The sequence below is a fragment of the Psychrobacter sp. AT9 genome, assembly GCF_047272965.1.
Taxonomy (GTDB): domain Bacteria; phylum Pseudomonadota; class Gammaproteobacteria; order Pseudomonadales; family Moraxellaceae; genus Psychrobacter; species Psychrobacter glaciei.
In genome coordinates this window covers 2,671,080-2,682,030 of record NZ_JBKOTW010000001.1, presented here as the reverse complement: position 1 = coordinate 2,682,030, position 10,951 = coordinate 2,671,080, and the positions used below count along the sequence as shown (strand labels likewise).

At 45.0% G+C, this 10,951-nt stretch carries 9 protein-coding genes; 4 read left to right on the top strand and 5 right to left on the bottom strand.

What is annotated here, in order from left to right; genetic code table 11:
* Positions 1 to 292: 292 nt before the first annotated feature.
* Both ACMFL8_RS11200 and ACMFL8_RS11195 read left to right on the top strand, forming a co-directional pair.
* On the top strand, positions 293 to 2,608 hold the full coding sequence (locus ACMFL8_RS11200; protein ID WP_413191018.1) for a FepA family TonB-dependent siderophore receptor: 2,316 nt from the start codon (positions 293 to 295) through the stop codon (positions 2,606 to 2,608).
* A 215-nt stretch (positions 2,609 to 2,823) separates the two neighbouring features.
* Entirely contained in the window at positions 2,824 to 4,107 is a 1,284-nt protein-coding gene (locus ACMFL8_RS11195) for a PepSY-associated TM helix domain-containing protein (protein ID WP_413191017.1), read from the top strand.
* A gap of 3 nt (positions 4,108 to 4,110) precedes the next feature.
* On the opposite strand, the gene ACMFL8_RS11190 is transcribed toward ACMFL8_RS11195, so the two are convergent.
* The 5 genes from ACMFL8_RS11190 to ACMFL8_RS11170 form a co-directional block, all read right to left on the bottom strand.
* A complete protein-coding gene (locus ACMFL8_RS11190; RefSeq protein WP_240215324.1) occupies positions 4,111 to 4,434 on the bottom strand; it encodes a hypothetical protein in 324 nt (107 codons plus the stop codon).
* Positions 4,435 to 4,469: 35 nt separating this feature from the next.
* Positions 4,470 to 5,228: an ABC transporter ATP-binding protein gene (locus ACMFL8_RS11185; RefSeq protein WP_240215325.1), complete on the bottom strand. Its 759-nt coding sequence runs from the start codon at positions 5,226 to 5,228 to the stop codon at positions 4,470 to 4,472.
* 59 nt (positions 5,229 to 5,287) lie between these two features.
* Positions 5,288 to 6,391 (bottom strand): iron chelate uptake ABC transporter family permease subunit, encoded by a 1,104-nt coding sequence (locus ACMFL8_RS11180; RefSeq protein ID WP_413191016.1) that lies wholly within the window; start codon positions 6,389 to 6,391, stop codon positions 5,288 to 5,290.
* Positions 6,392 to 6,466: 75 nt separating this feature from the next.
* Positions 6,467 to 7,444: an ABC transporter permease gene (locus ACMFL8_RS11175; protein WP_413191396.1), complete on the bottom strand. Its 978-nt coding sequence runs from the start codon at positions 7,442 to 7,444 to the stop codon at positions 6,467 to 6,469.
* Positions 7,445 to 7,650: 206 nt separating this feature from the next.
* Positions 7,651 to 8,676 carry a siderophore ABC transporter substrate-binding protein gene (locus ACMFL8_RS11170; RefSeq protein ID WP_413191015.1) on the bottom strand — a complete coding sequence of 342 codons (1,026 nt, stop codon included), beginning with the start codon at positions 8,674 to 8,676 and terminating at the stop codon, positions 7,651 to 7,653.
* A gap of 524 nt (positions 8,677 to 9,200) precedes the next feature.
* Here ACMFL8_RS11170 and ACMFL8_RS11165 point away from each other — a divergent pair.
* Together ACMFL8_RS11165 and ACMFL8_RS11160 are read left to right on the top strand one after the other, a co-directional pair.
* Positions 9,201 to 10,136 carry a TonB family protein gene (locus tag ACMFL8_RS11165; RefSeq protein WP_413191014.1) on the top strand — a complete coding sequence of 312 codons (936 nt, stop codon included), beginning with the start codon at positions 9,201 to 9,203 and terminating at the stop codon, positions 10,134 to 10,136.
* A 116-nt stretch (positions 10,137 to 10,252) separates the two neighbouring features.
* Positions 10,253 to 10,942, top strand: coding sequence for a MotA/TolQ/ExbB proton channel family protein (locus ACMFL8_RS11160; protein ID WP_413191013.1), 690 nt, complete (start codon positions 10,253 to 10,255; stop codon positions 10,940 to 10,942).
* Positions 10,943 to 10,951: the final 9 nt, after the last annotated feature.

The following is a 10,951-nucleotide window of genomic DNA, read 5'->3' as shown; positions in this document are numbered from 1 at the left end:
AAACAGCTGGCCTATGTCAGTTGTAGCGTCACCAAACTTTTAACCCTATTCATTACCTATCTTTACTAATTTGCCTTATCTCGATATTTAAGCCCTTTGCCCATGCTTTAGTCACATTTTTACGATACGCGTACTTCATAACATACTTGTATCGTTCCGCAGTCGTGTGTCTAGTATATGTGTTGAGAATGTGGATACATGATAAGCATTGCATGCAAAGTGGCTAAAAATATTCGCTGTCAGTGCAGTTGCAAGGTACTAATGAGCCTAAGTGCTTCAAGGAACGTTATTTATGTTAAACCAATCAGGTCGCTCTGATCATTCATACCTCACTTCTCCAAAGAACTCTCAACGCTTAGTGACGGGCAAAGTTCTGCTCAGTATCGCTGTGGCCTCTATGCTTAGTAGCACGGCTGTTGCTGCTGAAGGCGATGAGAAACAAGCGGCGACTGAGCAGGAAGCAGTGCCTACGACTACACTAGACACGATTGTGGTACGAGCGGCCAGAGAGGAATTAGAACAAGCGGCGGGGCTGTCTGTTATTAATAAAGAGGCCATCGAAAAAGCCTCACTTTCTAATGATATCTCAGAGATTGTACGTAAAATGCCAGGTGTGAATCTATCGGGTTCATCGACGTCGGGTCAACGTGGTAACCAGCGTCAAATTGATTTGCGTGGCATGGGTCCGAACAACACGCTTATCTTAATCGACGGTCGTCCTGTCACTTCTCGTAATTCCTCACGTCCTAGCCGTGGCAGCGAGCAAGACACGCGTGGTGACTCGCAGTGGGTGCCGCCAAGTGCGATTGAGAGCATCGAAGTATTGCGTGGTCCAGCAGCCGCTCGTTATGGATCTGGTAGTATGGGCGGTGTGGTAAATATCATCACCAAGCGTCCGACTGAAACAGAGTTTTCTGTTACTGGTCATTACGAGGCACCAGAAAACAATCTAGAAGGTAGCAGCTGGCGTACCAACGTCAATATGTCTGGTCCATTGACTGATAAGCTATCCTCGCGTACCACTCTTGGTTACCACGATAGTGAAGGCGATGATCCTTATATCAATGCCAAAGATGCACAGATTGTTGATGGGCGCAGTGGTCCGGCTGCCTCGGTAGCGGCAGGTACTGAAGGTGTCGAAAATATTGATGTACGCCAATTGTTCGAATACGCGATGGATGCGATGAATACGGTCGGTGTTGAGGTTAGTTATAGCCGTCAAGATAATCGCTGGGCAGGTGATTCATTGTTCCAAACCGTGAACCAAAATTTGTTAGATGAGTTAGAAGGTGAAACAACGAGCAAAATGCAGCGTTATGGTGCGGCAATCACGCATCGCGGTGAGTATGATGACGCTAGTAGTAACAGTTTCATAGAGTACACTCGGACAGTTAATGAGCGTCTAGGTGAAGGCAGTGCTGGCGGTGGTGAAGGACAAATTCAGATACCTGATGACGGAGAGGAGTTTGAGTGGATAGAAGCTACTTACGATACGTTAAATGCCAAATCAGAGTGGGATGTTTATTTTGACCGTCATACCTTGACTGCGGGTGCCGAGTTCCGCGGTGAAAAGCTGGATAACCCTGTGGTCTCTGACTTGACATTTGCAGATGGTTTTGATTTTGGTGATGTAGAGACCGACCCTGAGAAGCGTGATCCAACCTCTGATGCCTACCTCATCGGTGCTTATTTAGAAGACAATTATGAGATTACACCTGACTGGTATATTACTCCAGGTCTACGCTTTGATTATCATAGCGAGGCGGGCAGTAACTGGTCGCCTAGTATCAACAGCACTTGGCACTTTAGTCCTGATTGGTCAGTGAAAGGCGGTGTCAGCCGTGCCTTCAAGGCACCCTCGTTATATCAACTTGATCCAAATTATATTTACTATACTGGTGGTAATGGCTGCCCGTCTTGGGTACCTACTGACGAAAGAGGTTGTCATGTGCTGGGTAATCCTGACCTAGAAAATGAGACCTCGTGGAACAAAGAGATAACCTTTACTTATGATGATGGCACTGGGCTAAATGCTGGCTTGACTTACTACCATAACGCCTATGACAACCGTATCGGTGCTGGAGTTGACCGTGTGGCATTAGATACAGCGACAGGTCGCTCGATCTTCGTATGGGAGAACCAAGGCGAAGCTGTTATTGAAGGTTTAGAAGGGTTTGTAAAAGTGCCTGTTACCGATACGGTGTCATGGTCTTCTAACGTAACAGGTATTCTTCGCTCAGAGCGCAAAGACAATGGCGAGCCGCTATCACTTATTCCTAAGTTCACTGTGAACACGGGTGTCGATTGGGACATTACGCCTCGCTGGAATGCTGACTTTGATGTGAGCTACTATGGCACGATTGAAGCTCCCAAGCGTTCAGTGACCACAGATGATGCACTCGATACACTGTCGCTCGACCGTGATCCGTATGCCATTGCCAATGTAAGTACTCGCTATGATCTGACAAAAGCGATTACCGTTGGTGCAGGTGTCAAAAACTTGTTTGATAAGGGTGTTTATCGAGAAGGTACCGCTACGAATGCGGGTGCACGTACGTTTAACGAACCTGGTCGTACTTATGTATTTGACGTTAGTGTTGATTTTTAACAGGTAGATACAGGGTTTGTTCGATTAAAAAAGGTCTGAGCTATTGGTTCAGACCTTTTGTGTTGTCAGTAACTTTCTTTAAATGAGCTTATTTAAGCAAGCCTCTTTAAGTAGATTCTTTAATCAATAACTATCACAATATAACAGCAGATTTATTTATGTCATTCAATCTTCGCCTCAGCTGCCTTTGGATTCACCGTTATACGGGGCTTGCCATGGCAGCATTTTTAATTATCGCCAGTATCACTGGTGCACTATTAGCTTTTCATGACGAGCTGGACGATGTGTTCAATCATAAACTGGCTCAGGTCGACGTCCAAGAGACACCGCAACTGCCTATCGCCACGCTTCATGATAGAGTCATCAGTGCCTATCCAGAACATACCTTTTCTAGCATGCCGACGTCGATAGCGATGGACAGGTCGGCAGTATTTTCGGTAGATAGAGTCCGAGGTAAGACCGCCGAAAATCAACCGAAAGCACCGTTTCAAGAAGTGTATGTGAACCCCTATGACGGTAATATCATCGGTACTCGTGATAGAGATGAGTGGGTATGGCGTAATACCATGTGGAAAGTATTTTGGCTACACCGTGATCTATTGCTTGGCGACATTGGCAAATGGGTCTTAGGCATTGTCTCACTGGTCTGGACTATTAATTGCTTTATTGGTTTTTATTTAACCTTTCCGCGAGCGGGCAAGTCGAATAAAACAAAGCAAGCTTCTAACAAAAAGCGCACCTCGCTTTTTAAACGTTGGTTACCGGCATGGAAAATTCGCCGCAAAACCAATACCTTTAAACTCAACTATGATTTACATCATGCTTTTGGTTTATGGCTTTGGGTTATGCTATTCGTCATTGCGTGGTCAAGTGTCGGATTTAATCTGAAATCCGTCTATCAGCCAGTGATGCAAGCTGTTGTCGGACTGACCCCAAGAGAAGGGCGACCAACTGCCAAACCTGAGCCGAATAAAACAGCAGAACAAAATAGTCGTGCAGATGGGAGTGCACATTCAAATACGGGGGTCAATAATCGCTCAAACGATGTGGATGTAATCACTCATGTGGTGAATAAGACCAATAGCATTGCCTATTTAAGCGCACAAGCCGATAGTGCAGCGCAACAGAACGGCGTGTCTGTGCAGCAGCTGCTAGGTATTCGCTGGGTCGAAGAAGACAAGCAATGGCAGATGCGCTTTAAAACGGATAAAGATATCGGTACGCACGGTGGCGCGTCATCTATTACTGTCGATGCTGCAACAGGTAACGTCGAGCGCGTCAATTTTGGTTATCAAAGCTCATCATTTGGTAGCAAAGCTGATCAATGGTTGTCAACCTTACATATGGGGCAGATCGGTCAAGGGTGGAGTCATCGATTGTATCAAGTATTTTTGGCGATGCTTGGACTGGCTGTAGCAGTATTATCGGGGACTGGTGTTTATCTATGGTGGAAAGGTCGACAGCAACGGCTTAAAGCGTTACAAAAAGGCATGCCCTAGTTATCATTTTAATTGCAAAAATATGCTGTATGCTATCAAGACAGTAAAAATAAAGGAAGAAAATCTCTCACCTAGCATGACCCATTTATGCAAACTATTATTTTCATCATAGTTTTTTGTATAATCTACTGAAGAGATGTCTTGAGTAAAATCCATAGGAATAACCACCAATCTTAGAGCATATAAAGTGATTCCTAGCCAAATAAAGGTGTTTGATATCTCTTTATTCACAGCATAATAAATGAACAGGCAAAAGCTAATCACTAAAATTAATATAGATAGATTTTTATAGTTTATCCATCGATTATTCAATAAAGCTTTATGCATCGACAATTCCTTTTTTCGTTTGCAAAATTTTGTACTTAAACCGCATCAACAATCACTGGACGACCTTGATGGTTTAGCACGGTCACATCGACATTGTATAACTGTTTCATCGTTTCTTGCGTAATGACATCTACTGGCTGACCAACAGCCATCACTTGTCCTTCTTTCATCGTGACCACCGTATCGGCGAATTGTGCGGCTTGATTGATATCATGTAAGACGATGACGACGGTCTTCTGCTGACTGTGGCTCAGCTCTCGTAGCTCACGCATTAGGCGACCAGCGTGATACATGTCCAAATTATTCAGCGGCTCATCGAGCAATAGATAGGGTGTATCTTGGCAGACAATCATAGCAATCAGTACGCGCTGGCGCTGTCCACCTGATAAGGTCGATAAGAAACGGTCGGCCAACAGCTCAAGCTCAAAGCGCTCGATAATCTCTTGTACCTTCTGCTGATCATCAGCCGTCGGCTGCCCTTGATGATAAGGGTAGCGCCCAAACATCAGCAGCTCATGCACACGCAGTCGCCCTTGCACTTGGTTATCTTGTCCAAGCATTGCCACCGTTTTGGACAATGTTCGCGCATGACAGCTAACAATATCATGCGCGCCGAAACGGACTTGTCCCGACTGTAGCGGTTGCAGGCGTGACATAACTGAAAACAAGGTGGATTTACCCGCCCCATTGGGGCCAATCAGAGCAATAATCTGTGCGCTTGGCAAGGACAGCGTAATGTCATGCAAGATTTGTTGCTTGCCGATATGGTGCGAGATATTATTGAGTTGAATCATAATGAGTCTTATCTTAAAATTTTTTATGTGTATCTAAATTAATAGTGTCAGCTAAGTGGTTATAACGAACGGCGCTGAGACATAAAGATCAATGCCAAAAACATTAAACCGCCAGCTAGCTCTATCACTACTGACAATACGCCTGCCATATCTAGCACTTGCTCAAAGATAGTCTGACCCAGTACTAAGCAAATCATGGCGACTAGACTGACCAATATCAGTCGTTCGCTATGATACATATGACGCGCAATACGATTGGTTAGCGCACAAACTAGCAAGCCAAAGAAGGTCACTGGACCGACCAACGCGGTGGCTGTAGCGACCAAAACCGCAATGACCGTTAATAGGCCAAATGCGAGACGTTGATAATGGATACCAAGGTTAATAGCTTGGGACTTACCGAGCATCAACACATCACACTGATAACGCCAGCGCCATACAAATATCGCAGTGATAGCACAGATAAATAAGCTGATACTCAGTAGCTGAGGGTTGACTGTGTTGAACTGTGCGTAACTGGCGGACTGTACGACCACAAAATCATCGGGGTTAATCAGTCGTGCAATGAGTGCAGACAAGCTGCGAAATAACACACCAAAGATAACGCCCACCAATATCAAGCGTGTCAAATCCTGACTGCTTTTTGAAAATAGCAGCTTAAATAACAATAATGACGCGCCAAACATCAAGACAATTTCAAGTGTGAATTTGGCAAGAGGGTCGATACTGGTAAAGCTAATCGCACCCAAAAAGAAAACCAACAGGCTTTGCAATAGAACATAGAGCGAATCAAACCCGAGTAGGGAGGGGGTGAGAATCGGGTTGTGCGTCAAGGTTTGAAACAGTAGTGTCGACACTCCGATAGCATAGCCGACCACCATCAGTGCCAGCAGTTTTTTGCCACGTAATGGTAGAGCAAAGTCCCAATGTCCATTAACATTGAGTGTCAAAAATAGCAGCATCGAGACGACCAAGATAGCGGAGGCAATCGACTTTGGATGATTGACGATCCATGCCCAAAGTTGTGCCAGACGACTCTGCCAAGCTGTGGCAGTAGCACTGTTTTCCAAAGCACTATTTTCTAAAGTACTGTTTTCCAAAATACTATCTTCCAAGGCACCGCTTTCTATCGAGCTGTCTCTTATCGTATTAGTTTTAGCCATAGCGGTCTTTTTATAGCGAGGCGTAGACGGTGAAAACATACGCGAATCCTGTAGTATCAAGCATAAATATCAGGCTTATCGATCAGCCGGAGCGCGCAATAGTAGCCACAAAAATAGCACCGTACCGACCACGCCAAATACCGTTGCGACGGGCACTTCAAATGGATAGCGGATAGAGCGACCAATGATATCGCAGAGTAGGACAGCGGATGCACCGAGTAATGCGACTGCTGGCAGGCTACGACGTAACTTATCTCCCATCAATCGGCTGACAATATTGGGCACGACTAAACCGATAAAAGGAATCATCCCAACCGTGACCACGACGACAGCACTCATCATCGCTACCATGCCGACGCCAAGCCAAGTGACCTGCCGTTTACTGATGCCTAAGTTCAGTGCGATATTATCGCTCAATCCTACGATGGTGAGCTTATCAGCAATGATGTAGGCCAATACACACAGACCTCCGGTCAGCCATAGCAACTCATACCGTCCGGCTAGCACACCAGAAAAATCACCAAACTGCCAAACGCTGAGCATCTGCAATGACTCAGTCTGATAAGCGATAAAAGTTGTCACTGCTTCGAGAATGCCACCAAAGACAATACCAATAAGTGGAATCATCAAAAAATCTGTCGGTGGAATCCGATGAATAAGCAGCATAAACAGCATCATGCCAAATACGGCTGCGACGGTCGCCACACCCATCTTGATAATGAGTGCGCTGGCTGGAAACAGCAGGCTAACTACCAATAATCCAAGCGCTGCACTCTGAGTGGCACCAACCATTGAGGGTTCAACAAAGCGGTTTTTTAGCACTACTTGGATAATCATCCCTGCAACTGCCATCGAGATACCGGTCAAGATAATCGCAATAGTGCGGGGTAGTCGGCTGACTAAAAATAGCGAGCTATCGGAATTGGCGCTATGATTGATAAGGCTGCGTAGAAAACCGGACCATGAAAAGTCAGCCACGCCAATAGATAAGCTCAATAACACCAAAAGCCCCATAATAATGAGGCTTCCCGTGTTGATTAACCATGGTGGCATGGCGGCACGGCGATGTTTAGCATTTAGACTGTTGCCAGTACTTCTTTTCCAACTCGCTGATGCGGCTGGCGAAGAAGTACTGGTTTTAACGCTGGGCTGTGCACGATGTGAAAATAACGACATAACGGCTACTGGCATACAGATGAGGTATAAAAACGGTCATTAAAAACGGCCATTAACAACAGTTAATTAAGCAATGATGGCGTTTACTTAGCGTTAGTAAAGGCATCTTTGATGGTCGTCAAATCTTGCATCCACTGATAATAGCCGCCAAATGCAAGGTAAGAATCTGGGCTTAGATAAACCACTTGGTCTTTTTTCCATGCAGTGGTTTGTGCCACTAGTGGATTGTCTAATACCGCTTTTGCACCGACACTGTCTTCGCCGATAGCCGCACTACGATCAATCACAAATAACCAGTCTGGATTTGTCTTTTGTAAGTACTCAAAAGATATTGGCTGACCATGACGACCTTCTTTGATTTGATCATCAGCGATGGGTACGTTTACGACATTATGAATAAAGCCGTAGCGTGATTCAGCACCATATACAGACATTTTATTGCCATTGACCATGACCACTAGGCCAGTACCGCTGTCTTTGGTGACGGCTTTGGTTTCTTCAATCAAACCGTCAATATCTTGTTGTAATCTAGCGGCTTGTTCACTTTTGCCAAACAATGCGCCTAAATCGGCCAAGCGGCGTTTGCTTGACTCATAAATATTGGCCGTATCAATAGACATGTCTAGTGTTGGGGCAATGCTAGAGAGCTCGTCATATTTTTCAGCCATACGTGAGCCAACTAAGATAGCTTGCGGCTGCATAGCATTCAATGCCTCAAGATCTGGCTCAAATACCGTACCGACGCCTGCAGGTGCTGGTTGATTTTTGGCTTGTAAGTTATCTAGAGGTGTTGTGGCTGGCGCGCCATCAATAGCCACATCAAGCGCTGCCAAATCCTGCATCAATGTCATGTCATACACCACGATTGGCGATGGGTTTACTGCTAACTCGACGTCTCCTTTTACGGTATCCACTGTGATAGTGCTAGCAGCGCTGTTGTCAGCAGTTTGATTTTCAGTCGTGGTATCTGTTGGCTCAGAGTCCGTTGATTCTGGTGAGCTACAGCCTGCCACACTGATACTAGCAACGAGTGCGGTCGTCATAGCAGTCAGTAATGGGCGTTTAAAAAAGGTGCTAGGAGAGCGGTTAGACAATAAAGCGATAGACATAAATAACTCGGTATATTAGCTGGTTGGACAACGTGTAAATAAAATGATTGGCCATATGAAAAGAAAAAGAGCTTATCTAGCGTGATGCTCCACGCTATACAATGCTCGACGGTATTACTTTAAAAGTCATGTTTTTTTATTGATTGTTTTTTACGCTTAAATATAGAGACGCTTATATTATTAAGACAAGCCCTAATATCTTGAAAATTTTTATATTATAAGATGGGCAATCAATCAGTGGCTATGATAAATTAATTGAGACTCATTATCAATACAAATGATAATGAGTTTTATTAACGTTTCTGTGTTTATTGATTTTGACTGCCTCAACACAATAAGTTTCGATAGCGATATTCGAGATAGGATAGCCGAATGACTAAGCAGATTTTTCTTTTCAAATAATGCAAATTATTGGTTCAGCATTTACCTGATAAGCAAATCATTATAAATTTATTATTGATAATAGTTATCGTTTGCATTATTATCTACGCCATTCTACCTCGGTTAATTAATATTAGGGTGTTATGAGTTCAACGGATTTAGACGCGCCACCACTCAAATTGATACTCGCGGCTATTATTATAGTGGTGGGCTTGCACGTGCTGACAGCAGTCGCATTAGTGGCGATCAAGACCCCTGAGATAAAAGTTGAACCAGAAAAAGACACGCCACCTATCGAGATCGAGATGGTGACGTTACCGGCTGAAACGAAAGAGCCAGAGGTTGCGATGGATACTGCTGAGCCTGTAAAACCTATACAGCCACAGCCTAGGTCTGTCACTACCACTAAACCTGAAATAGTGAAAGAATCTCAGCCGCTAGCGAAGACTAAACCAGCTGTCAAACCAGTGGTAACATCAGAAAAGCCTAATTTGAAGCCTAAAACGAAGGCGCAACCTGATACAACAAAGGCTGTGGAAAACGAACCTTTTAAACATGAAGTAAAACGGCAAGAGTCGATATTAACAGCTCAAGCAGATGCTTTAGCTGCTGATAACAAACGTAAGATATTGGCAGCACAAGCTGAAAAAGCCGCGCAAGAAGCTCAACAATTAGCAGATGCCAAAGCTGCCCGAGAGGCTCAAGCCGAAGCGGATGCCAAAAAAGCAGCCGCAGAAGCCGCTGCTCGTGCAAAAGCACAGGCCGCCGCCGCCGCAAGTAATACTCCTGTGAACTTCACAGCGACCAATGCCAATTGGGCGTCACGACCGAATTTTAGTTTTCCGACTAGTGCTGCACGTAGAGCTAGGTCAGGTGATAAATTGACTGTCGTTTTAGTGTTGCGAGTAAATAAGCAGGGCGGGATTGATAATGTACGCGTTGCTCAATCTTCTGGTAATAGATTACTAGACCAAGCTGCACAAAAACAAGCTGACTCTGGCAAGTTTAAGCCCTTTACCGAAGCTGGTGTGCCAGTGGTAGGCAACGTGACCTTGCCGATTGAATATGTCGTTCCTTGACCATAAGAATTTTGACTCATTATTTATATATGGCACTAATATCGTCGCTGTCATCTGCATAGATTTATTAGCTGCAGTGAGACTAGATAATAAAACAATACTCTAAGGAGTCTAATATGGACTTTATGCAATACTGGCAAATCAGCGACATGGTGACAAAAACTTTGTTCTTTTTGTTGCTGGCTTTATCTATCCTCTCTTGGGTGACTGGCATTATTCGTGTGCTACAAAGCCGCAAGTTGGCGGCGACGGTTGCAGATGATTTGAGTCAACAGATTCAGATAAAACAGGGCGAGATGATAGCCGCAGATACCTCTACTCGCCGTGTGGTTACTGAGCAGACCTTACTCAAGCATATTGGTCGTTATCGCTTTGCCAGCGAGCGTGGATTGCCTATCCTTGGGACGACGGCAGCGATTGCGCCGTTTATTGGCTTGTTTGGGACAGTATGGGGTATTTTCCATGCACTGCATAATATTGGTATGAGTGGGCAAGCGGGCTTGGGACAAGTGGCAGGACCAGTTGGTGAGGCGCTTATTATGACAGGTTTGGGGATTGCCGTAGCGATTCCAGCAGTGGTGTTTTATAACCTTGCAGTGCGTATCAACCGCTGTGTGATGTATCACGCCAACGATAGAGCGCATGACTTATTGGCACATTCTGCCGAGATGGTAGTCACACAGCAACCTTCAATAGACAGCAAGTCTACCGTTGCCCAAGATCCATTGGCAAAAAGTATGCACTCAAACGCAGCAGATGCTCAGCAAGTGACGCATTATCAGAGTTCAGCCGCGTCGCAGCCTTAACAATTATCC

Coding starts and splice junctions, on each gene's coding strand:
- ACMFL8_RS11160 (WP_413191013.1), top strand. CDS start 10,253: ATGGACTTTATGCAATACTGGCAAATCAGCGACATGGTGACAAAAACT.
- ACMFL8_RS11190 (WP_240215324.1), bottom strand. CDS start 4,434: ATGCATAAAGCTTTATTGAATAATCGATGGATAAACTATAAAAATCTA.
- ACMFL8_RS11195 (WP_413191017.1), top strand. CDS start 2,824: ATGGCAGCATTTTTAATTATCGCCAGTATCACTGGTGCACTATTAGCT.
- ACMFL8_RS11200 (WP_413191018.1), top strand. CDS start 293: ATGTTAAACCAATCAGGTCGCTCTGATCATTCATACCTCACTTCTCCA.
- ACMFL8_RS11165 (WP_413191014.1), top strand. CDS start 9,201: ATGAGTTCAACGGATTTAGACGCGCCACCACTCAAATTGATACTCGCG.
- ACMFL8_RS11170 (WP_413191015.1), bottom strand. CDS start 8,676: ATGTCTATCGCTTTATTGTCTAACCGCTCTCCTAGCACCTTTTTTAAA.
- ACMFL8_RS11175 (WP_413191396.1), bottom strand. CDS start 7,444: ATGCCACCATGGTTAATCAACACGGGAAGCCTCATTATTATGGGGCTT.
- ACMFL8_RS11185 (WP_240215325.1), bottom strand. CDS start 5,228: ATGATTCAACTCAATAATATCTCGCACCATATCGGCAAGCAACAAATC.
- ACMFL8_RS11180 (WP_413191016.1), bottom strand. CDS start 6,391: ATGGCTAAAACTAATACGATAAGAGACAGCTCGATAGAAAGCGGTGCC.